This is a genomic window from Sodalis sp. CWE (assembly GCF_019646055.1).
In the GTDB taxonomy this organism is placed as follows: domain Bacteria; phylum Pseudomonadota; class Gammaproteobacteria; order Enterobacterales; family Enterobacteriaceae; genus CWE.
The window spans coordinates 195,481-217,492 of sequence record NZ_JAESFE010000001.1 but is presented as its reverse complement, the minus strand read 5'-3'; the positions used below and the strand labels follow the sequence as shown (position 1 = coordinate 217,492).

The following is a 22,012-nucleotide window of genomic DNA, read 5'->3' as shown; positions in this document are numbered from 1 at the left end:
GTTACCTTGTAATTTAATTGGATGTTGACAAATATTTGGCTATCTTTTGCAAAGAAAATTCATATCCATCAGTACCGAATCCAAATATTACACCATCTGCAATATCAGATAGATACGAATGATGACGAAATTTTTCTCGCGCGTATACATTAGAAAGATGAATCTCAATAAACGGAATATCTACTGCTAATAATGCATCACGTAAAGCGATGCTAGTATGAGTAAATCCAGCTGGATTGATAATAATGTAATCAGTATTATCTCGATTTTGATGAATATGATCAATTAGCACATGCTCTGCATTGGACTGAAAATGATGAAGCTCTATTCCTAAGCTATTAGCTAATAATTTTAAATTTTTAACAAGATTAGAAAGTGAAATACAACCATATTTCTCTACTTCACGTAAGCCAAGTAAATTTAAATTTGGTCCATTGAGTAGTAAAACGCGGAACTTATTAATCATTATGCGGAAACCTCCACTAATTCTATCGTTATTTCATTGAGAAATTAAGTAATAATTCATTAATAAAACACCATTTATTTTTAATTTTTCAAAAAATTAATTTTTTTCTTTCTTAAAAAGAGAAAGTACAAAAAAGTTCCTTAAAAAATTTTTAAGCATTTAAATAAATCATCTGCAAAAATAATTTTTCGAAAAAAATCATAATGAATGACGTTGGTAATTCATAGTCATTAAGAGTGAATTAAATTTTCGATGCCTGATTTTTTAAAAGAAAATTTTATAAATTAACCAGCGCAGTATTGTTAAAACTAATTTTTAAGAAATTAAATATTATAAAATAAACACATAAAATTGAATTTATATGTAAAACTGTTCTTAGTTGGTGTCATTATCACGATAAAAAAGTAAAATAATTGATTATACAAATTAATATGATGACATACAGATATATGCAAGTAAGAGGACGATCGAAAAGAAGATAAATTTAGATAAAGTTTTTTCATTAGAAAATGTTTATTGTACAAAACCAGTCAATTTACGAAATACGCAATAATAAGTAAATACTAGTAGTCATGCATAACCACGCTATTAAATTTTTGTAAGGTATTTCTTTATGGAAGAAAAAATATTTATGCTAATAGGTACGGTATCCGTGTTTTTAGTAAAAACTACAGCTTAACTAAGAGTCGTTTTAAGAAAAAACTAAATGAAAAAGTTACAAGTAAGTAGTGTAATTAACTGTTTAGCTCTTAGATTGAGATTTATGACTACATATCACACTGCCTAATAGTATTTTTTCTATGTAATTTTTTCTAATTATAGAAATCAGTTACGTTTGAAATTGTCGTTATATTTCTATATTGAATTTATTTTCAAAAATAATGAATAAAAATTTTTTGAAAAAAATATAGATAATTTTTGAAAGATATAAAAAATTATAATTTCCTGGCATGTTCCCCCAATTCTACAATAGAAAGAAATGCTGTTTTATTGATTAAAAATACTTAACTGTAGTTAAATTGCAATGTAATTACTTAAATTTTAATTTAAAAATAAATATGTAATTTAGTTTAAACAAAACATCATAAATCATGTTTTCTAGCATTATAATGGATTTTATAAAAATTTTGATTTAATACTTTTGTCTTAAAGAAAATTGCGTTGATTGAAGATTTCCTAGAAAGCTTACCAAAGACAAGAACTTTTTCTTATATCTCTTACTTTTATGGACTTAATATGTTTAATAAATTTCGTGGCATTTTTTCTAATGACCTATCTATTGATTTAGGTACTGCTAATACTCTTATTTACGTGAAAGGGCAAGGCATAGTATTAAACGAACCCTCTGTTGTTGCTATTCGTCAAAATCGTACTGGTCTGCAAAAAAATGTCGTAGCTGTTGGTCACGAAGCAAAACAGATGTTAGGACGTACACCTGGAAATATTGCAGCCATTCGACCTATGAAGGACGGTGTAATTGCTGATTTTTTTGTCACTGAAAAAATGTTGCAGCATTTTATCAAGCAACTTCATAATAATAGTTTTATGCGACCGAGTCCACGCGTACTAGTTTGCGTACCAGTAGGAGCAACACAAGTAGAAAGACGGGCTATTCGAGAGTCCGCACAAGGAGCTGGAGCGCGCAAAGTTTTTTTAATCGAAGAGCCAATGGCTGCCGCTATTGGAGCTGGTCTTCCTGTTTCTGAAGCAACTGGATCAATGGTAGTGGATATTGGGGGAGGTACCGCTGAAGTAGCAGTCATCTCACTTAATGGCGTAGTATACTCTTCTTCTGTTCGTATTGGTGGAGATCGTTTTGATGAAGCAATTATTAATTATGTACGTCGTAATTATGGTTCGCTAATTGGTGAAGCTACGGCAGAACGAATTAAACATAGTATTGGTTCTGCTTATTCAGAGAAAGAAAAACGTGAAATTGAAGTTCGTGGTCGTAATTTAGCGGAAGGTGTTCCACGTAGTTTTACTCTTAATTCAAATGAGATTTTAGAAGCATTACAGGAACCATTAACAGGAATCGTAAGCGCAATAATGACAGCATTGGAACAATGTCCGCCTGAACTTGCTTCTGATATTTCCGAACATGGTATGGTACTAACTGGTGGTGGTGCTTTATTGCGTAATCTTGATTGCTTACTAACGGAGGAAACTGGAATTCCAGTTGTGGTGGCAGAGGATCCACTTACATGTGTTGCCAGGGGAGGAGGTAAAGCTTTGGAAATGATCGATATGCATGGAGGTGATTTATTTAACGAGGAATAATTTACTTAAAGCTAATTATAATATGTATAGCTCTGCCACTTAGAATATTGTTTATAACAATAATATTTCTAAGCGGCAGAGGACTCTATTAAAAGGTTAATTTTTAACATTTAGAGGAACACCTTTAAGGTTATGAAGTCGATATTGAATACGCATTTTATTTTACAAATACGATTTTTTTTAATGATATTAATGGCAGTGATTTTTGCTATTATAGATAGCAAGACAGAAGCATTTGAAAAAGTTCGTACTTATACAAATGCAGCTATAAGCCCTTTTTATATGTTAATAAATTATACGTATCAGTTACTTGATAATGTATCAAATACATTAACAGCTCATAATAAACTTGCTTTAGAAAATAAAATCTTGCATCAAGCACTGTTTTTGAAAAACAGTGATCAATTTTTATTGAATCGATATAAAAAAGAAAACGATCAACTCCGAGCATTACTTGAATCGCCCATTCATTTAAATGAGCGAAAAATGCTTGCTCAGGTAATCGCGACTATCGAAACTCCTTATAGTAATCAATTAATAATTGACAAGGGGTTAAATAATGGTGTTTATGTTGGACAGCCAGTTGTTAGCGATAAAGGAGTGATAGGTCAAGTCATTTCTGCTAATAAATTTACTAGTCGTACGCTTTTGATTTGCGATTATTCGCACGCATTACCAATTGAAGTACTACGAAACAATATCCGGGCAATTCTTTTTGGAAGGGGTTGTGATAAAGATTTACGATTGGAAAATCAGTTAAATGAGTCTGATATTCATATTGGCGATATATTGGTCACTTCTGGATTAGGAGGTCGTTTTCCAGAAGGTTATCCAGTAGCAACAGTAACTTCGGTAAAGATTGACACTAATCGTTCTTCTATTATTCAGGCAAAACCTATTGCTCCCTTAAATCGTTCGCGTTATTTACTATTAATATGGAAAAAAGTCGGATTGTTTGAAAATGGTTCGCTTTCATTAAATGAAGTACCAAGCATAGCAAGTGAACATTTAATGTAAATCAAACCTCTAACTTAAAAAATTCCTAGAAACAAGTAATTTTTTATTAAAAATTGTTCTTTACAATTTGCAAAACGGTAACTGAAAAAACATAAAATGAAAAATGCTCTCGCAGAAGTATTGAAAATGAATTTTGCCTTTTGCTAGAGTTAAAACTTTTATTTTTTATTATTTATTTCTTATTTAAGAGTAAGAGTCAATAAATTTTGAATTTGACAGAAAAGAACTTAAAAAGTGTCAATTATAGTCATTTTAATGTAAATGCAAGGTGAACATTTTAAATTTGAACTATCAAAAAAATAAACTGATTATTATCATTTTATTCTCCTTTCTTATTGCAATTATATTACAAGTTATGCCATGGCCAGTACAGATGTGTTTTTTCCGTCCTTCTTGGATTAAATTACTTCTTATTTACTGGGTAATGACAATGCCATATCGCATTAATGTAGGCACAGGATTTACTGTTGGGTTAATTATGGATGTAATTTTAGGCTCAACTATAGGTGTACACGCTTTGGCGTTTAGCACTCTCGCTTATCTAGTAGTGAATCAATTTCGATTGTTTCTTAATATTCGTTTATGGCAGCAGATATTTGTTGTAGCATGGTTATCAGTAGCGACTCATTTGATGATTTTTTTAGAAGAATTTTTAGTGATAAACGCTGTGTTTCATCCTAAAATTTTTTGGAGTAGCGTAATAGATGGTGCGTTATGGCCGTGGTTTTTTCTATTAATGCAAAAAATAAAGTTGAAATTTTTTTTTTAACAGGATAATTCATTCTCCGTAAAGAAAAGTAAGTCTATCAAAAACATATAGTTAGATTTTAATAGTACTTAATAATATTCGTCGTACATATACGTATATCATTAAAATATATAAACAAAAATTGCACTAATTAAAAAATTTCACAATGTGATATTATGGTAAATGAAACATAAAGTAGAAAATTCAAAGGAAATATAGTTAATTTTTCTATATTTTAGAATAAAATCATTTAACTCCTAAACCACATTTTCACTTTTTTAAAAAAATTAAAAAATGTAAAGCGTTTTGTAGATCTTTTCGGTCAGAAAAAATTATCGCTAGTTTTTAATAAAAAATGTTCTACTTCTTTTCCCTAAGAAACCAATAAACTATTAAAATAGTAATGGCAATTTTTTAATTAACAGTATTCGTTAAATTACAGATACCTAACAACTTTTTTACTAAAAAAAGTAATCTGTATTGCGTTGAAAATTAATTAATAATAAACTTTTTTTAGTTTTTTATAAACCTTTTTTATAGCCGAAGTGGCGAAATTGGCAAACGCAGTTGACTCAAAATCAACCACCTTTTTGGTATGCCGGTTCAAGTCCGGCCTTCGGCATTATCATATCTCCTTCTTTAGCTCTGAAGAAGTGTTTCAGATTCAATTATATATCCTTATCACCACTTAAAATTAAAGAAAAGATCCTCCTTTTTTTGCTTTATAAAAGATTTAAGAGAAAGCGTCATTCTCCCTTGTTTTCAGTAATAATATGATATAGCTCTCTAGCATTTCTCGCATCACGTAAACGACGGCAAATAGTTTTATCTGTTAAATGTTTAGCTACTAACGATAAAGTATGTAAATGAATCTGACATAGTTCTTCCGGAACAAGAAGCGCAAATAATAAATCTACCGGTTGATTATCAATAGACCCGAAAGCAATCGGCTGTCCGAGTCGGATAAATACACCGGCTACTACATGTATATCTTCCTCTTCTAATTTACCATGTGGAATAGCAATACCTTTTCCGATTCCAGTACTGCCCATACGCTCACGCGTTAACACGGCGTTAAGCACTATTTTTGGTGCAATTTTCAATTGTTTTGCCGCTAGTTCACTAACAATTTCCAATGCTTTTTTTTTGCTTGGGCACAGAATATCGCTGCGAGTACACTCAATGTTTAATACTGAACTGATCTGTATTGCTGTACTATTAATCATTATTAAGTTTTTAATTTAAAAAACATTAATTAATTATATACTTATAGTTATTAATTTTTTAGAATAAAGAATTAAAGATCAAGCATTAGCGGTTATTAACCGATTCATGCTAATAATTATTTAATAAAATCTTACAAGATTATTAATTGATAAATTCTTTCTAATTATTAGAAAATTTTTTATTTCCTTACTTTTCACTATTATTTCTTAAATAAGAGATCTAAGATATTAGATAGTAGTAGAAAAGAAATAAAATAATCTCCTCTCTTAAGAACTCTTAAAAAGAGCTTATTGACTTAAACAAATTCATCTAACTGCAATAGTTAAAACAAGGTAATTAATTTTTTAATTACAAATTTTTATTGCATAAATAATTATTACTTTAAGTAACTACACAAGCGGAGCAATATAACAATAGTTTTTAAAATTTCAATTAATGTAAAAGTTCTTTTTTAAAGAAGAATAAAAGTTAATTATTATAGTATAAGTCGAAACATTGGTTTTTTTAAAAAACTTGCGATTTAATACTACTAATATTGAGTAATTTCTAGTGAAAATCTCTAAATTTAAAATTTATTTTAAATAAGTAAATTCCCATAAATATCAAAATTAAATATTAATTAATGTTTTATAAACGAAAATTTTCACCCAGGTAAACTTTTTTAACCTGCTTATCAAGCATAATTTTAGATGGAGAACCAAATGTGATTAGTTTTCCTTGATTAACAATATAGGCTTGCTCACACACATCCAACGTTTCACGAACGTTATGATCGGTAATTAACACACCAAGACCGCTAATACATAAATGTTCGATTATTTTTTTGATTTCAATAATCGAAAGCGGATCAATGCCAGAAAACGGTTCATCTAATAAGATGAATTTTGGATTAATAGCAAGGGCTCTAGCAATCTCCACTCGTCGTCTCTCTCCTCCAGATAGGAGTTCTCCAGGAGAATCGCGCAAATGACTAATACAGAATTCTTCCATTAGCTCTTTTGCTCGAATATTACGCTGTTTACGACTAAGATCCAAACGAATTTGCAGTACTGCCATTAAATTATCAAACACACTTAAGCGTCGAAAAATCGATGGTTCCTGCGGCAAATATGCAATTCCTCGACGTGCACGAGCATATAAAGGCAGAAAACTGATATCATCATCATCAATGGTAATTCTTCCGTTGTCTTGATGAACAAGACCTACCATCATATAAAACGTAGTGGTTTTTCCTGCTCCGTTGGGACCTAATAATCCAACAATTTCTTTAGATTTTACCGCTAAACTAACCTTTTCTACCACTTGACGCCCTTTATAGATTTTAGTTAAATTTTCTGCAATCAATTTTGACATAGTGGACTAGGATAATTTAGTTAATTTTTTTTCTATGATAGTTACTTGGTGTTTTTTTTGGCATTAGCACAACAGTTACCTGTTTATCCTTATTGCCAAAGGCTTCTGCACGTTGTTCTTTAATTAAATAAGCTATATAATCACTTCTTATGGAATTGCCTAAATGTTTTAGGTAAGCGTTATCTTTTAGGATGACGAGACCATTTGCGACTTCATAACGTATTTTTTTTGAATAACCTTGTATTAATCTACCATCATCTTGTAATTGTCTAAAAGAAATTAGATCGCCATAACCTATGATGATTTGATACCTTTCATTTTTAAAATGAAAGATAATCACTTTGTCGGCATAAATATTAATTGAACCGCGTCTTATCATTACTTTACCAATAAAAGTAATGGTATCACTAACTATATCTACTTTTTGTTGCATAGCTTGCACATAAATTGGTTCTCTATGATCACCGATCAATGCCAGTGCTTTTGTGTTAAAAAATGTTAAATAAAAGCAAATTATTTGGTAGATGAAAATTTGCACTGCACATTCTTCCTGTTATAGGAAGTCTTTACTTTTTCAATCAGTTTGATAGTTTTTTTATTCAAATTACCGCACATCCTCATACCTGAGGATATAAAGTCTTGACCACATAAGGTAATTGAGTTATTTGAAAAAATATCATGTGTAACTAAGTTAATCACTGCACTTTCTGTAACAATTTTTTGAATTTGTGAAGTATTTTTCAAACTAACTATTTGAACATGACCATATAAATAAAGCATTTTGTTATTAACTAATTTTCCCCTATCAGCTTTTGCCGACCAAGTGGGCTCTGTATTTTCATTAAATGTGGTAGCAGACAATTGAATAAACCAACTGATTCGTTTTTCATTAAAAAATTCTATATGATCTGCTATTAACTTGCAGTTAATCTTACCTGTAGAATTATAAATTACCGTTTTAATAAAATCGCTTTGACAAATCGGTTCATTAACATAAAGTAATGAATGAACCAAACTGACATTATTAATTAAATATTTTATGGTGAATGTCAGGATTATTAATCCTAATAATAAAGGGATCCAATGCATTCTTCTGTTCACACTAAATCTATTTGATTTTTATTTTTTTTGCAATTTCTCAATCTACGCGAGAACATAATAATAAATCACAAACTTCCCTCACTGCACCAAATCCACCGGAAGCTCTAGTAATATAATCAGATATGGACTTTATAGTTGGATGTGCATCAGCCACTGCTATGCTCAGTCCAACTTGTTCCATAACTGGAGAATCAATTAAATCATCTCCTAAATAGGCCACTTGTTCTGTTGTTAATTTTAGTTTATTGAGTAGTTCATTAAGTGCTAAAATTTTTTCTTTTTGTCCTTGATAAAGATATTTAATTCCAATTGTTAAGCAGTAAGTTTTAAGAAAATTAGTATATCGTCCCGTAATAATGGCCATTTCAATATTTGAATCAAGAAGTCGCTGAATTCCATAATTATCACGTATATTAAATGTTTTGAACTCTTCACCATAATTGTTTACATAAATTAATCCATTAGACATAACGCCATCTACATCACAAACTAGCAAACGAATGTCTTTGGCTTTTTCTAAAATTTGATCAGCTATTGGTCCATAATATGTTTCGATAGAGAAACTTTTGTGCATAAATTTTATTTTTCCTATCTTATATTTTCTACTAAATTAAATTCCTGATCTTTGCAGAAATTAGTTTTTAATAGTGATTTAAGGCAAATTAATCAGCTCCCGTTTTAAGAACTAATGTTAATTTGATTATTCGAAAATTCATTCGCACCTTGTGCATTAATAAAGTTGTGATATTAGTTACTTTGCTTTTTTAAAAGACATCTAAATTAGAGTATCCAGTAATATTAAAAAATGTTATCAATGAAGGAATTTTATATCCGAATAACAGAAGTTGTCTAAATAATTTTTAGGTTTCTAAGTAAGAATATATAATTCAAAAAATTATATTAATATAGTGTTAATTTACAGGGACATCGTACACTTAATAACTTTAAGTAATAAAACACTCATTGCATTATGGATTATCTCTACTAAAAATAATACAATTAGGGATTTTAATGCTGAAACGAAATGCGATTTTATCAAAATAAATACGCTTATATTTAAGCATATGTTTGTTACATCAGTTTCCTCAAAGAATAGTATGAAACATTGCTTACTAAAGTTGCTTAAAAATTTTATTGCTAATAATTAGAAAAAACCAATATTCAACTTAATAATTTTAAAAAAATAGAATCAAAATTACTAAAATAAAAATAGTATAAGTAGGTTTTCAAAGAGAAATAGTGTATAACACCATTTAAAGAAACTTAAAAAGTCTTAAAATTTTTGATTTAATATAATTTATAATAGATTTGGAATCTATAAAAACACTTAAGAAGCTGACATTCTTTTCGCTTAAAAACTATCAATAACATCCAGAAGTATATAGAATGCAAAATCAAGATAAAATTCTGATTTTAGAAGAGAATTACTTTTATTAGTATTCACCTATATTAAGTTCTTAATTAATATAATGAATAATCGTTATATTAATAGCGGATATTGACCAAACCGATCTTAGTTATGAAATTTAGAAAATCAGACAGGACAATAATTTTTTTAACGTCAGGTTCTATCAGAAATGAGTAAAATATAAAATAAATTTATTTCGTCACCATTTACGGTTATCGCAGATAAGCAAAAAAAAATGGCAACAAACCGTACAAATACAAATCCAAGTTCCAATTTGGTAGAAATCCATGAATTAAGTTTTCGTTGGAAAAATCGTGTTGTCTTTGACAGAATGAATATTTCATTTCCGCGTGGAAAGGTGACGGCAATTATAGGACCATCAGGAGTTGGTAAGACTACGCTTCTTCGTCTTATTGGAGGTCAACTACCTCCATGCGGTGGGGAAATTTGGATAAATGGAGATAATATACCCACTTTATCTCGTCGTCGACTTTATGAGGTTCGTAAGAAAATAAGCATGTTATTTCAATCAGGTGCTTTGTTTACTGATGATAACGTTTTTGAAAATGTAGCATTTCCACTTCGTCATCATCATGCTCGTTTACCGGAATCAATTCTACGAAGTACTGTTTTAATGACGCTTGAAGTGGTCGGTTTACGTGGAGCTGAATCAGTAATGCCATCAGAATTATCCGGCGGAATGATACGTCGTGTAGCTTTAGCGCGTGCAATTATTTTGGAACCTGAATTAATTATGCTCGATGAGCCGTTTGTGGGACATGATCCCATAACTGTAGGAGTTTTGTCTACATTGATTAGCAATCTAAACTGTTCGCTCGGTATAACTTGTATTGTGGTGTCACATGATGTTCCTGAAGTATTGAAAATTGCTGATTACTCTTATATTGTTGCCGAACGACATGTCGTAGCGGAGGGAACACCGGATAATCTTTTTAAAAGTCAAGATCCATTAGTAAAACAATTTTTAAATGGTTTCCCTGATGGACCTATTTCTTTTAATATACCTGGTGTTGAAGATTACCAAACTCATTTGTTAGGTAAGAATAACTAACTTAAGTAATAAGGACCTGGTTTAATCATGATAATAAAAACAATAGCTTCTATTGGATTCCTTGGAAATAAGACTTGCCATAATTTCGGTCGAGCTGGAATCATGCTTTTTAATGCATTAGTAGGAAAACCTACGTTATATGAACAATGGAGTCTGTTGATAAAACAGATCTATAGCATTATTTCATTATCATTAGTAATTGTTTTAATATCTGGCTTATTTATCGGAATGGTATTGGGATTACAAGGTAATATTATTCTTACAACCTACAGTGCAGAATCTAGTCTTGGCATGCTAGTTGCATTATCTTTATTACGTGAGTTTGGACCTGTTATGGTTGCTTTATTATTTACTGGTTTAGTTGGTTCCATGCTTAGCACTGAAATAGGATTAATGAAAATAACTGAACAACTTTCTAGCCTAGAACTAATGGCGGTAGATCCATTACGTCGAGTGATAGCGCCACGTTTTTGGGCTGGTGTCATTAGTATGCCATTTCTGACAATAATTTTTGTTACTGTCGGAATTTTAGGGAGCGCCTTGGTTAGCATTCAATGGAAGGGTGTTGATAGTGGTCTTTTTTGGTCTGTAATGCATAACGCTATAGATTGGCGACATGATTTAATTAATTGTGAGATTAAAAGTTTTGTCTTTGCTAATGTTATTATTTGGATTGCACTTTTTAACGGTTATGACGCAAATCCAACCTTCGATGGAATTAGTCGTGCATCTATTCATACAGTGATTTATGCTTCTTTGATTGTATTAGGATTGGATTTTTTATTAACAATACTGATGTTTGGATATTAAGCACAATGCAAACAAGAAGAAGTGAAATATGGGTTGGGATATTCATGATTATTACCTTCTGCGCTGTTATTTTTCTTTGTTTAAAAGTAATAAATATTCGTTCTTTCTGTAAAAAACCAACCTACCAGGTTATTGCTTCTTTTAATAATGTTGGTGTTCTCAAAGTTCGTTCTCCTGTAAGGATTGGAGGCGTTGTAATTGGACGAGTTACAAGCATTACACTTGATCCGGAGACTTATATGCCGATAGTTACAATGGAAATTGAAAAAACGTATAATCAAATACCTGATTCTAGCTCTCTAGCTATTCGAACATCTGGGCTTTTGGGAGAACAATATCTAGCACTTAATATTGGATTCAATGATCCAAAAATTAGTAAATCTTTTTTGGGGGATGGTAGCGTAATCCATGATACTAAATCAACCATGGCGTTAGAAGATCTTATTGGACTATTTGTCTATAAAAACTCCCTCTTAGGAGGGATTCCTTAAGTTATTCTTACTGTAATAAAGGAATAAATTATAGTTCTTAATTAGTTTATTTTTGGGTATATGCTTCAAATAAAGCAGTTTGATGTTCTTTATGAAGATGAAATAGTTGTTTTTCAAGATTGAAATATTCAAAACTAAATAATTAATACAACTAGTATTCTACTTTTTTTTGATAAAATTCTAGAGAAACTTCTTGGCTTAAAAAAAAGTAGTGACTGATTTATATTGGTAATGTTCATATTAGTTTTATGCTTTAATTTATTTGTTTATTCTGCAAGATGCGCATCAATGAGGTCCTATGCTAATAGCACAAACTTAGGGTATCCTTGTAGGAGGTAAGTATGTTAAAAAAAATATTGATACCGGTACTTCTAACGATTACATTAATAGCGCAATCTACTGATCTTAATAATCCTTACTGTTTAATGAATGATGTTATTGATAGAACTTTCACTCGTTTAAAAGCAGAAAAAGAGGAAGTTCATAAAAATTCTAATTACCTACGTGTTATTGTACGAGAAGAGCTATTTCCTTATATGCATATAAAATATGCTGGTGCATTAGTTTTAGGACATTATTATAAAGAAGCTACTCCAAAACAGAAACACATTTATTTTAAATTGTTCCAGGATTATTTAGAACAAGTTTATGGACAAGCATTGGCCCTTTACGATAATCAGATTTATCAAATAGAGTCAGAAAAACCTCTCAACGCTGGAGCTAAAACCGTAATCATTCGTATGTCGGTTTTTGAAAAAGAATATCATATGCCAATTTATTTTGATTTTCAGTGGCATAAAAATAATATTTCCGGTAATTGGCAAATTCTTGATATAGCTATTAATGGAGCTAGCATAATTAAAACAAAACAGCACGAATGGACTTCCCTGTTGCATAACAAAGGTATTAATGGATTAATTGAACAATTACAAAATTCCACCGCTAGAATAGCAACAATGACTGATGGATTATCGACATAATGAGCGAAAAATTGAGTTGGTATACAAAAGAAAAAACATTAGTCCTACAAGGAGAACTAGGTCGAGATACATTATTATCTCTTTGGAGAAAACGTCTTTCCTTACTAAGGAATATTTATTTTTTAGATGTTTCCAATCTAAATCATATTGATTCTGCAGGAATGGCGCTTATGCTGCATTTTTACCATCATCAACGGCTACATGGTAGAACGCTTGCGCTTATAGGAATAACTGATAAATTGTATACGCTTGTATTGTTATATAAACTACAGATGGTTTTACCTTTTCGACAAATTAAGTGTACAGATAACCTTTCTTTAAAGAAAGTTTCTACTCTGAGGTAGACGTCACGTTTTTTGTTCTTATAACGAAAATGGTATTAGTATTTTGGATAAGATTACTTTTTAAATATCATACCGTTGTTTAGCGAAACTTTATTCATTGGTTGAATTTTTACTTATATTTAGCAAATGGATGGTCTTTTTTTATCTCTTCAAAAAAAACATTACGGTGAATATTTTTTTCTAGAGAAAAAATTTATTTCAGATGTAATAAATTAATCTTTATTACAGGAATTTTATTAAAATGGAATCGAATGAAATTAAATCAATTTTGAAAAAATCTCTAATATTAGATGAAGTCTATATAAGTAACGATGGTAACCACTTTCTTATTATCGCGGTTAGCCAACAATTTGCTGGAATGAGTCAGTTAAAAAAACAGCAAACAATCTACGGACCATTAATGAAATATATTGCGGATAATAGGATTCACTCTTTGTCAATCAGAGCTTTTACTCCAGATGAGTGGCAATCTGACCAAAAACTAAATAGGTCTTAATGTTTATTACTGTAATAGACTAATCGTTTTTCCGTTTAAATATACAATGGTAGTAATTATGATAGATAAGTTTCGTGTCTGTGGTCCTACCACATTGAGCGGAGAAGTTACTATTTCGGGTGCAAAAAATGCCGCATTACCAATTTTATTTTCTTCTCTTCTTGCAGAGGAGCCAGTAGAGATTCAAAACGTTCCCAAGTTAAAAGATATCGATGTTACCGTCAAATTACTTAATCAATTAGGCGCTAAGGCTGAACAGAATGAATCAGTATATGTAGATGCTAGAAATGTTAATGTATATTGTGCACCTTGTGAATTAGTACGAGCTATACGTGCATCAATTTGGGTACTTGGACCACTTGTAGCACGTTTTGGACAAGGACAAGTATCTTTTCCAGGAGGTTGTCCCATTGGTGCTCGGCCTATAGATTTGCATATTAGTGGCCTTGAACAACTAGGAGCAACTATCAAATTAGAATCTAATTCTATAAAAGCATTGTCAAATGGTCGGTTGCACGGTGCACGAATCGTTATGGAAAAAGTAAGCGTAGGTGCTACTGTGACAGTTATGAGCGCTGCAACATTAGCAATAGGCAAAACTATCATTGAAAATGCTGCTCGTGAGCCAGAGATTGTGGACACTGCTAATTTTCTTATTACGTTAGGTGCAAAAATTAGCGGCGCAGGAACTAATAGGATCATCATTGAAGGAGTCGATCATCTCGGCGGTGGAGTATATCAGGTACTACCTGATCGTATTGAGACCGGCACTTTCTTAGTGGTAGCAGCTATTTCTCGTGGCAATGTTGTTTGTCACGCTACTCGTTCTGATATACTAGATGCGGTCTTAATCAAATTAAGAGAAGCAGGAGCGGATATTATCGTTGGAGAAAATTGGATTAGTTTAGATATGCACAGTCGACGTCCAAAAGCAGTAATGATACGTACTGCTCCATATCCTGGTTTTCCTACTGATATGCAAGCACAGTTTAGCTTGCTAAATCTCGTGGCTGTTGGAACTGGTATTATAACTGAGAGTATTTTTGAAAATCGTTTTATGCACGTTCCTGAATTAATTCGAATGGGAGCACATGCAGAAATCGAAAGTAATACTATTATTTGTCATGGTGTTGAGATTTTATCAGGAGCGCAAGTAATGGCGACCGATTTGCGTGCTTCTGCTTGTCTAGTATTAGCTGGATGTATTGCTGAAGGGGTGACAGTGATAGATCATATTTTTCATATTGATCGCGGTTACGATCGAATCGAAAATAAACTACGGCGTATAGGTGCCAATATAGAACGTATTTAATGACAAGTAAACTATTTTTTTGAAAAAAACCAGGTATTACCTTTAATTTCTTAAATTAAAAGATACGATTCTTGATACAATTAAACTCTTTTTAAGAGTTTTTCTTTAGTTTGGAAAAAGTCTATCGTAGTAATAAAAAGATACTTGTATTACCACGAATTATATTGAGCGCCATAACTGCCGGTTTAGTTTCTAGTACTTTTCGTAATTGTACAACGTTTTGTACTCGCTCGCGATTTAAGCCGATAATCATGTCGCCTTTTTGTAAACCAATTGCAGCAGCAGAAGAATCTTTTAACACTTCCTCTACTTGAACGCCTTTGGTTCCGTCTTTTAATCTTCCGTTACTAAGAGTAGCTCCTTGCAAAGCTGGAGTAAGAATTTCTTCGCTAGTAATAGCAAAAGCGCCATCATCTAAAATTACCGAAACTGTTTTAGCCTTACCGTTGCGTAATAGACCTAGTTTGATAGTTTTTCCAGGTATAGTTGTTCCAACTTTAACTCGTAATTCAGCAAAACTTTGAATGCTTTTTCCTTCTATTGAAACAATAATATCGCCAGCTTTGATACCAGCTTTATAAGCAGCGGAATTTGGTAGCACTTCACTAACAAAGGCGCCACGTTGCGCGTCAATATTAAAAGCTTTAGCAATATCAGCAGTTAACTCAGTGCCTTTAATTCCTAATTGACCACGTTTAACTTCACCATATTCAATTAACTGTTGGCTCAAACTCTTGACAATGTTACTTGGAATGGCAAATCCGATTCCAATATTTCCACCTCCTGGTGCAAGGATAGCAGTATTGATACCAATTAACTTACCATTGAGATTGACAAGCGCACCTCCTGAATTTCCACGATTTATGGATGCATCAGTCTGAATAAAATTTTCTAGACCCTCTAAATTAAGACCACTTCTTCCTAAAGCAGAAATGATGCCAGAAGTTGCTGTTTGTCCTAAGCCAAATGGATTACCTACTGCAACGGCAAAATCACCAACCTTCAAAGTATCTGAATCTGCTATGGTTACTTCGCTAAGATTTTTTGGTGCTGGAAGTTTCAAAAGCGCTAAATCTGTCTGTTCATCTCGACCAACTAACTTAGCATCAAATTCACGGCCATCATTAAGTTGTACTTTGATTTTGTCTGCACCATTCACCACATGATTGTTAGTAATAATATAGCCTTTTTCAGCATTAATAATAACACCAGAACCTAACCCTTCAAAAGGACGAGCTCCATTGTTGCCAGGAATGTCTGGTCCGAAAAAATATTTAAATTCTTTGGGTATTAGAGGACGTCGAAATAGTTGAGAACCTTCAACATGAACACTTACGACTGCTGGTAGAACTTTAGATAACATTGGAGCCAAGCTTGGTATACATTGTTCCGTTATCTCATCTACAACTTTTGCTTGAGATATTGAAAAAGGAATTAGATTGATCCCAATACTAAATATTAATGTACTAAATAGTGCAATTGTTTTCATCAGAATATTCATTGGTTCACTTTTTCAAGCATCTTCCATCACCATGTTGGTTTCTAATTTAGATAGAAAACAATAACCTTATATTGTATAATTCGCTACAAAACTAATTTATTAGTTTTGACTAAATTCTTTTGTATCGAATTGTCAATAAATCATGATATCAAAAATTAGTGTATACTACATTATGTTTGATTGTGATTAAATAACGAACTTCCTACAAAAGAAAAAATAAAGATTACCGTGTTTTTTTAGTTCTCTTATTTGGTTATATCAATTTTATTTGTCTGTATTTTAACGATCTTTTAAGAAACTTAAAATTCACTGATAATGTAAAATAAGCAATATATATGCATGTATATTCTCACAGAAACTAATAATCAAGTATTAAAGAATTTTTTAATTTTTTATCAAAGCGATAAGTAAAAAGAAAAATTTTTTAGGTCATTATTTATTTAATAAAGCTTGAGTTCTTTATTAAAAGAAATAGCTATGTTGATCCTCTTAAGATGGCCATATTTAGTTTATTAAACACCATGGACTTAAGGGAGAACTTTCTTAACTTAAGAAAGCGCTTACATTAAATTCTTTTCTGCTCTAAAAAATAAAAAGAAGAAAGTTAAAATGAAAAAATATGATACTTTCGCTGATCAATAAGCATTAAAAAATTTGATTACGTTTTGTGTTAAATTATGAACATAAAATTTAAAATGAGAAGACTATATCCCAAATAAATTAAAATTTAATAGAGATTATTTTTTTTAGTTTTCAATTAAATATTAGTCATCTATTTAATGAGTTTTCTTTTTTTTTGATACTATCTAGTATCGGTTAATACTTTAATTCAACAGCAATCATTAAAATAGTAACACTTTTTTATCCAAAAACAGGATCGTTTTTCTTATTTAAAATTTTTTAAAAAATTTTAAATTTATCTAATTTTCATATGTATTAAGTATAGCAAATGTCGTTATCAACGATAAATTTGAACTAGTGTTTAAATATTTTAAGAAAGAATAAAACCTAATTTTTGTATGATCAATTTCTCTTTACGTTCAAATAACGAAGCTACTGTAATAAATTTACATAAATTTCATTTACTATAAGCATCATTTCCAATAAAAAATTGGCTTAATTCTTTGTTTTAAACAATCAGCTAAAACTAGCTATATTAGGGTAGTTTAGATCTAAAAAATTACTTAAACTCTAAACTGGTGGGACAAACTAAAACTAGCCTTCTCTCTTAAAATTTAAGAGGTGTCTTTTATTAAAGGATAATATCGTAAAATCTACAGTTAGATAATCATGAATTTTATTTATTCTATTTTAGTTAATTTTCTAGAAAATATCTGAATTGCTTTAGACTATCCAAGCATAAATTTCTAGTATTAGAACATGCCTCGTAGTTTTTCCTTTATAAGAAAAAAGTTATTTATCTATTTTTAATAGCTTTATAGCATTTAAATAAAATCTTACTTAGGATAAAGCAAAATTTTTAGTTGTAAAGATAGATTGATTTTTTTCAAAAAAACTATTATAGTTAAGGGAGTTCTCTGAGAGAATTTTTTGAAAAAACTTAAACTTAAAGTAAAAAATTGAAGATTAGTTTTATACTGAAATTATTAAAGAATCTGGATTTTATTTAAAATAATTTTATCTGCTGGATTCAACTTCATTCTAGAAACTAAAATTATTATATTAATCATTTTTTTTAAATGAAAAAGTTCTCAACAAAAATAAAGCTAACACAGCGTAACTGGTATGTTGTTGATGCTGAAAACAAAATTCTTGGTCGTTTTGCTACCCAATTAGCTCATATCCTTCGTGGAAAACATAAGGCAGAATATGCCCCACATTTGGATGTTGGGGATTATCTTATTGTTGTAAACGCAGAAAAAATATCTGTTACTGGGAATAAAATAAATAGTAAAATATATTATCGCCATACTGGATATGTTGGCGGTATTAAAAGAACAACTCTTTCAGACATGATTTCTCGCCATCCTGAGCGAGTGATCGAAATCGCAGTGAGAGGTATGTTACCAAAAGGACCTTTGGGTCGTTCTATATTTCGAAAACTTAAAGTTTATGTAGGAACGAAACATAACCATGCAGCACAAAAGCCACAAGTATTAAATTTAGTTAGTCGAGATTATAAATGATTGAAAATCAATACTATGCTACTGGTCGTCGTAAAAGTTCTTCTGCCCGAGTTTTTATCAAAATAGGAACCGGTAAGATTTTTATAAATCAGAAAAGCTTAAACCAATATTTCGATCGAGAAATGGCTCGAATGGTACTTTATCAACCGTTGAATTTAACTAATATGACAGGAAAATTAGATTTATATATTACTGTTAAAGGTGGTGGTATATCTGGTCAAGCTGAAGCAATTCGGCATGGAATTGCTCGTGCATTGATAAAGTATGATGAAACTTTGCGCATCAATCTTCGCAGAGCTGGATTTGTCACTCGTGATGCTCGTCAAGTTGAACGTAAAAAAATAGGTTTTCGTAAAGCGCGTTGTCGGCCGCAATTTTCTAAACGTTAATGTCGAAAACCTATACAGGTACAAGTGAAGCTTAATAGAATTGAGGTTCTTTTACTAAGAAAAGAATATAGTTAATTCAAAAATAATTAGTTCAATTAAATATTTTCACTATAATTATTAATTAGTAAAGCTCATTAGGATGTTTAATACTTACTCTAAGATGATTATTATTTTTAATTAAAAATTAATAAAATTGATTTTAAAATAAAACACTAGCAAAAGTTTAGAAAAAGAGATCCAAAACAACTTTTCGCAATATTCTTTATGCTATAGGAGTAAATCTAGCTGAGTTGTAAATCTTAATGAATTACTAAAAAATTATTTTAGTTTTTAGTTTCTATATCACGTAACGAATAAAGCAACCTAAAATTCTATAATAAAAATAAGTACAGAGTTTCTGTTTTAAATAAATTGTATTTCAAAACATTTGGGAGGTCATTTTTATTAGAAAACTTTTACTTCAGTTGAAGTAGTCGCGTAAAACTTGTTTAAATGAACTCAGTTGAAATGTCTTTTTCTTGTTTAAGCATTATGCTCAATATTAGGACACACTTCTTTAAATTTCTTAAAACGAGGAACTCGTTTGATTAGCTGTTCTATGATAAAGAATTAGACAAACTTTCTTCTGTCAGAAGAAAGATACGAAAAGTTATATTATGTTGGTGAATAAATAAAAGCGGTAGTGACATGTTTTACTCCTTTTACTTTACTAGCTACTTTTGCTGCAGTTTTTCCTTCAAAGCAAGTCACAATTCCTAGTAAGAAGACCTCTCTGTTTTCAGTGATTACTTTTATATCAGACAGTTTAACAGCTTTATTGAAGAATATTTCTGAATAAATTTGAATAGTAATCCAAATATCCACAAGTGTATCATTAAGTTTTATAGGACTCTCTTGACGAATTTCATTATATATTTCAGTTACACCAACAACGTTTCTTACAATTTTGTTAGCTTTTTCAATAAGACTATTGGTTGGTGCTTGGCCGAGCAATAGAACCTTTCCATAATAAACATTATTTATAATATGTGCTTTTTCTTTTAACTGTTGATCTTTGTCTAACGCGTATTTAATTCTTATTTTAAGAGTAGTGTCATCAAGTTGTGTTCCAGCAGTGCGTGGATCAGTAATAGTCTTAGCAGCGACTGCAGCAGCCCCAGCTACTATCGCGCTTGTACATCCTTGCAACATTAAATTAACACTTAGTAAAAGTCCAAATATCAATAATACAAACGGCGATGAATGTATTTTCGACTGGATATTTAGTGACCTTAATCGAAATGAAATTAGTCGATTTTTAATGAAATTATACAGGTAACTTGCAAAAAACATTACAAACTCTATAATATCAGACTATTCATTAAATGAATAAAAAATAGACATTTTGTCTTTGACAAGAAAAAAAGAACTCTTTTATGAAAAGTTTTTCTTTATGTTGCTTATTAGAAACACCACAGATGTTTTAGGAAACAACTTCGTTTTTAGAGACTTATAACAAAAAAAAGCAATGAACCAAAATTCATTTAAATCAAAATGAATAATTTTAATTTTTAAAAATTAAAAAATCTTTTTACAAAGTTTACAGTTAAATGTTCATCTTTTATTTATCTTTATTTATTCTAAATTTCACACGTCTTTAACACAAATCTGACTATCAATTGTTCTTCTTTAAAAGACTTAACTTTGTTAACTAATTTTTAGTGTATCAATATAAACTTATTTTTTCAAACAAATTGATTATTAAAATCATTTTTAGTATTGTCTTAATACAATTTAACCGATTATGCTGTATGCTACTTTTGGTAGGGGTATTTTTTAAAAAAAGTAGAGCTTGGTTTTTCCTTTAAAAGGATAGATGAATTCCTTTAAAAGGAAAAAGTTTGAACTAAAAAGTTTAAAAAATGTTTTTTATTGATATTTTTAATTTATCTAAGCGTCTTAATAAAAATGAATCAGTTTCAACAAGCTAGTGCTTCTTCATCGATACTATATATAGTGCCAACTCCCATTGGGAATCTGAATGATATTACTTTTAGAGCTTTACTAATTCTAAAGAGTGTAAGTTTAATTGCTGTTGAACATGCTCGACATACTGCTTTGTTATTGCAACGTTTTTCTATAACCACAAGAATGTTCGAATTACATAATTATAATGAAAAGCAAAGAAGCAGTTTTTTATTAGAAAAACTAAAAAAAGGGGAATCTATAGCTTTAGTTTCGGATGCTGGTACACCAATAATCAATGATCCAGGTTATCGTTTAGTACGTCGATGTCGTGAGGCAAGTATCCGTGTAGTACCGCTACCAGGTGCCTGTGCAGCGATTGCTGCACTATCCGCTTCTGGATTGCCATCTAATCGTTTCTGTTATGAGGGTTTTCTACCAGTAAGGAAGAAAGCAAGACTCGCTATGTTATCCGCGTTAAAAGAACAAACACGTACCATGATTTTTTACGAGTCAAATCATAGGTTACTAAAAACTCTTAACGATATGAAAGTTGTTTGGGGATCTCTACGCTATGTAGTGTTGGCAAGAGAGTTAACTAAAATTTGGGAGATAATTCATGGTGCACCTATTTATGAAATTTTAAACTGGGTAAAACAAGATAAGTGGCAACAACGAGGAGAGATAGTGATTCTTGTCGAAGGACATCAAATACAAAAAAATTCTCTTCCTAATGGGGCAAAACAGACTTTTTTATTACTTTTATCTGAATTATCTTTAAAAAAGGCTGTAATGTTAGCTTCACAGATTTATGGAATAAAAAAAAGTATTCTATATCGTTTTGGTCTCGATTTCCAACAAAACAGAAATGTAACGTAGTAGTCTGCATTAGGATCATATTTAATGTAGACATCGTCCAAAAGATT

At 30.7% G+C, this 22,012-nt stretch carries 21 protein-coding genes and 1 tRNA gene; 14 read left to right on the top strand and 8 right to left on the bottom strand.

Going from position 1 to position 22,012, the window contains the following annotated elements; all coding sequences use genetic code 11:
- Positions 1–13: 13 nt before the first annotated feature.
- On the bottom strand, positions 14–466 hold the full coding sequence (gene aroQ / locus JK145_RS00910) for a type II 3-dehydroquinate dehydratase (protein ID WP_220664999.1): 453 nt from the start codon (positions 464–466) through the stop codon (positions 14–16).
- Positions 467–1,702: 1,236 nt separating this feature from the next.
- On the opposite strand from aroQ, the gene JK145_RS00905 reads away from it, so the two are divergent.
- The 4 genes from JK145_RS00905 (at position 1,703) to JK145_RS00890 (ending at position 5,133) form a co-directional block, all read left to right on the top strand.
- On the top strand, positions 1,703–2,746 hold the full coding sequence (locus JK145_RS00905) for a rod shape-determining protein (protein ID WP_220664998.1): 1,044 nt from the start codon (positions 1,703–1,705) through the stop codon (positions 2,744–2,746).
- Between the two features lie 132 nt (positions 2,747–2,878).
- A complete protein-coding gene (gene mreC / locus JK145_RS00900; RefSeq protein WP_220664997.1) occupies positions 2,879–3,763 on the top strand; it encodes a rod shape-determining protein MreC in 885 nt (294 codons plus the stop codon).
- A 283-nt stretch (positions 3,764–4,046) separates the two neighbouring features.
- Complete coding sequence (mreD, locus tag JK145_RS00895) at positions 4,047–4,532, top strand: rod shape-determining protein MreD (RefSeq protein ID WP_220664996.1); 486 nt, start codon at positions 4,047–4,049, stop codon at positions 4,530–4,532.
- A gap of 518 nt (positions 4,533–5,050) precedes the next feature.
- Positions 5,051–5,133 (top strand) — tRNA-Leu (locus JK145_RS00890).
- A gap of 124 nt (positions 5,134–5,257) precedes the next feature.
- Here the strand turns inward: JK145_RS00890 and ptsN are convergent.
- The 5 genes from ptsN to kdsC all read right to left on the bottom strand — a co-directional run bounded on the left by ptsN (position 5,258) and on the right by kdsC (position 8,766).
- Positions 5,258–5,737, bottom strand: coding sequence for a PTS IIA-like nitrogen regulatory protein PtsN (gene ptsN / locus JK145_RS00885; RefSeq protein WP_255555777.1), 480 nt, complete (start codon positions 5,735–5,737; stop codon positions 5,258–5,260).
- Between the two features lie 628 nt (positions 5,738–6,365).
- A complete protein-coding gene (gene lptB / locus JK145_RS00880) occupies positions 6,366–7,091 on the bottom strand; it encodes an LPS export ABC transporter ATP-binding protein (RefSeq protein WP_220664995.1) in 726 nt (241 codons plus the stop codon).
- 16 nt (positions 7,092–7,107) lie between these two features.
- The gene (lptA, locus tag JK145_RS00875) at positions 7,108–7,563 is read right to left on the bottom strand and encodes a lipopolysaccharide transport periplasmic protein LptA (protein WP_220664994.1); all 456 of its coding nucleotides are present in this window, start codon (positions 7,561–7,563) and stop codon (positions 7,108–7,110) included.
- 41 nt (positions 7,564–7,604) lie between these two features.
- The gene (gene lptC / locus JK145_RS00870) at positions 7,605–8,180 is read right to left on the bottom strand and encodes an LPS export ABC transporter periplasmic protein LptC (RefSeq protein ID WP_220664993.1); all 576 of its coding nucleotides are present in this window, start codon (positions 8,178–8,180) and stop codon (positions 7,605–7,607) included.
- Between the two features lie 49 nt (positions 8,181–8,229).
- Positions 8,230–8,766, bottom strand: coding sequence for a 3-deoxy-manno-octulosonate-8-phosphatase KdsC (gene kdsC / locus JK145_RS00865; protein WP_220664992.1), 537 nt, complete (start codon positions 8,764–8,766; stop codon positions 8,230–8,232).
- 1,069 nt (positions 8,767–9,835) lie between these two features.
- Between kdsC and JK145_RS00860 the strand changes: the two genes are divergently transcribed.
- The 7 genes from JK145_RS00860 (at position 9,836) to murA (ending at position 15,105) form a co-directional block, all read left to right on the top strand.
- Positions 9,836–10,672, top strand: a complete 837-nt coding sequence (locus JK145_RS00860) for an ATP-binding cassette domain-containing protein (protein WP_220664991.1) — start codon at positions 9,836–9,838, stop codon at positions 10,670–10,672.
- A 27-nt stretch (positions 10,673–10,699) separates the two neighbouring features.
- Positions 10,700–11,482 carry a lipid asymmetry maintenance ABC transporter permease subunit MlaE gene (gene mlaE / locus JK145_RS00855; protein WP_220664990.1) on the top strand — a complete coding sequence of 261 codons (783 nt, stop codon included), beginning with the start codon at positions 10,700–10,702 and terminating at the stop codon, positions 11,480–11,482.
- 5 nt (positions 11,483–11,487) lie between these two features.
- Positions 11,488–11,973 (top strand): outer membrane lipid asymmetry maintenance protein MlaD, encoded by a 486-nt coding sequence (mlaD, locus tag JK145_RS00850; protein ID WP_220664989.1) that lies wholly within the window; start codon positions 11,488–11,490, stop codon positions 11,971–11,973.
- A gap of 341 nt (positions 11,974–12,314) precedes the next feature.
- Positions 12,315–12,953: a phospholipid-binding protein MlaC gene (gene mlaC / locus JK145_RS00845; protein ID WP_220664988.1), complete on the top strand. Its 639-nt coding sequence runs from the start codon at positions 12,315–12,317 to the stop codon at positions 12,951–12,953.
- Positions 12,953–13,297, top strand: a complete 345-nt coding sequence (mlaB, locus tag JK145_RS00840; protein WP_220664987.1) for a lipid asymmetry maintenance protein MlaB — start codon at positions 12,953–12,955, stop codon at positions 13,295–13,297. Before mlaC ends, mlaB begins: the two co-directional genes overlap by 1 nt.
- A gap of 241 nt (positions 13,298–13,538) precedes the next feature.
- On the top strand, positions 13,539–13,793 hold the full coding sequence (locus JK145_RS00835) for a BolA family protein (protein WP_220664986.1): 255 nt from the start codon (positions 13,539–13,541) through the stop codon (positions 13,791–13,793).
- A gap of 61 nt (positions 13,794–13,854) precedes the next feature.
- Entirely contained in the window at positions 13,855–15,105 is a 1,251-nt protein-coding gene (gene murA / locus JK145_RS00830; protein WP_220665235.1) for a UDP-N-acetylglucosamine 1-carboxyvinyltransferase, read from the top strand.
- A 121-nt stretch (positions 15,106–15,226) separates the two neighbouring features.
- Here the strand turns inward: murA and degQ are convergent, their stop codons facing one another.
- Positions 15,227–16,594 (bottom strand): serine endoprotease DegQ, encoded by a 1,368-nt coding sequence (gene degQ, locus JK145_RS00825; protein WP_220665234.1) that lies wholly within the window; start codon positions 16,592–16,594, stop codon positions 15,227–15,229.
- A 1,712-nt stretch (positions 16,595–18,306) separates the two neighbouring features.
- Between degQ and rplM the strand changes: the two genes are divergently transcribed.
- The gene (gene rplM, locus JK145_RS00820; RefSeq protein ID WP_220664985.1) at positions 18,307–18,753 is read left to right on the top strand and encodes a 50S ribosomal protein L13; all 447 of its coding nucleotides are present in this window, start codon (positions 18,307–18,309) and stop codon (positions 18,751–18,753) included.
- Positions 18,750–19,142 carry a 30S ribosomal protein S9 gene (gene rpsI, locus JK145_RS00815; protein WP_220664984.1) on the top strand — a complete coding sequence of 131 codons (393 nt, stop codon included), beginning with the start codon at positions 18,750–18,752 and terminating at the stop codon, positions 19,140–19,142. Before rplM ends, rpsI begins: the two co-directional genes overlap by 4 nt.
- Before the next feature lie 654 nt (positions 19,143–19,796).
- Here rpsI and dolP read toward each other — a convergent pair.
- Positions 19,797–20,366, bottom strand: coding sequence for a division/outer membrane stress-associated lipid-binding lipoprotein (gene dolP / locus JK145_RS00810; protein ID WP_255555775.1), 570 nt, complete (start codon positions 20,364–20,366; stop codon positions 19,797–19,799).
- Between the two features lie 723 nt (positions 20,367–21,089).
- On the opposite strand from dolP, the gene rsmI reads away from it, so the two are divergent.
- On the top strand, positions 21,090–21,965 hold the full coding sequence (gene rsmI / locus JK145_RS00805; RefSeq protein WP_220664982.1) for a 16S rRNA (cytidine(1402)-2'-O)-methyltransferase: 876 nt from the start codon (positions 21,090–21,092) through the stop codon (positions 21,963–21,965).
- Positions 21,966–22,012: the final 47 nt, after the last annotated feature.

What these genes read in the sequence shown, in the direction of transcription:
- aroQ (WP_220664999.1), bottom strand. Translation starts at nt 466, where the DNA reads ATGATTAATAAGTTCCGCGTTTTACTACTCAATGGACCAAATTTAAAT.
- JK145_RS00905 (WP_220664998.1), top strand. Translation starts at nt 1,703, where the DNA reads ATGTTTAATAAATTTCGTGGCATTTTTTCTAATGACCTATCTATTGAT.
- mreC (WP_220664997.1), top strand. Translation starts at nt 2,879, where the DNA reads ATGAAGTCGATATTGAATACGCATTTTATTTTACAAATACGATTTTTT.
- ptsN (WP_255555777.1), bottom strand. Translation starts at nt 5,737, where the DNA reads ATGATTAATAGTACAGCAATACAGATCAGTTCAGTATTAAACATTGAG.
- lptB (WP_220664995.1), bottom strand. Translation starts at nt 7,091, where the DNA reads ATGTCAAAATTGATTGCAGAAAATTTAACTAAAATCTATAAAGGGCGT.
- lptC (WP_220664993.1), bottom strand. Translation starts at nt 8,180, where the DNA reads ATGCATTGGATCCCTTTATTATTAGGATTAATAATCCTGACATTCACC.
- kdsC (WP_220664992.1), bottom strand. Translation starts at nt 8,766, where the DNA reads ATGCACAAAAGTTTCTCTATCGAAACATATTATGGACCAATAGCTGAT.
- JK145_RS00860 (WP_220664991.1), top strand. Translation starts at nt 9,836, where the DNA reads ATGGCAACAAACCGTACAAATACAAATCCAAGTTCCAATTTGGTAGAA.
- mlaE (WP_220664990.1), top strand. Translation starts at nt 10,700, where the DNA reads ATGATAATAAAAACAATAGCTTCTATTGGATTCCTTGGAAATAAGACT.
- mlaD (WP_220664989.1), top strand. Translation starts at nt 11,488, where the DNA reads ATGCAAACAAGAAGAAGTGAAATATGGGTTGGGATATTCATGATTATT.
- mlaC (WP_220664988.1), top strand. Translation starts at nt 12,315, where the DNA reads ATGTTAAAAAAAATATTGATACCGGTACTTCTAACGATTACATTAATA.
- mlaB (WP_220664987.1), top strand. Translation starts at nt 12,953, where the DNA reads ATGAGCGAAAAATTGAGTTGGTATACAAAAGAAAAAACATTAGTCCTA.
- JK145_RS00835 (WP_220664986.1), top strand. Translation starts at nt 13,539, where the DNA reads ATGGAATCGAATGAAATTAAATCAATTTTGAAAAAATCTCTAATATTA.
- degQ (WP_220665234.1), bottom strand. Translation starts at nt 16,594, where the DNA reads ATGAAAACAATTGCACTATTTAGTACATTAATATTTAGTATTGGGATC.
- rplM (WP_220664985.1), top strand. Translation starts at nt 18,307, where the DNA reads ATGAAAAAGTTCTCAACAAAAATAAAGCTAACACAGCGTAACTGGTAT.
- rpsI (WP_220664984.1), top strand. Translation starts at nt 18,750, where the DNA reads ATGATTGAAAATCAATACTATGCTACTGGTCGTCGTAAAAGTTCTTCT.
- rsmI (WP_220664982.1), top strand. Translation starts at nt 21,090, where the DNA reads ATGAATCAGTTTCAACAAGCTAGTGCTTCTTCATCGATACTATATATA.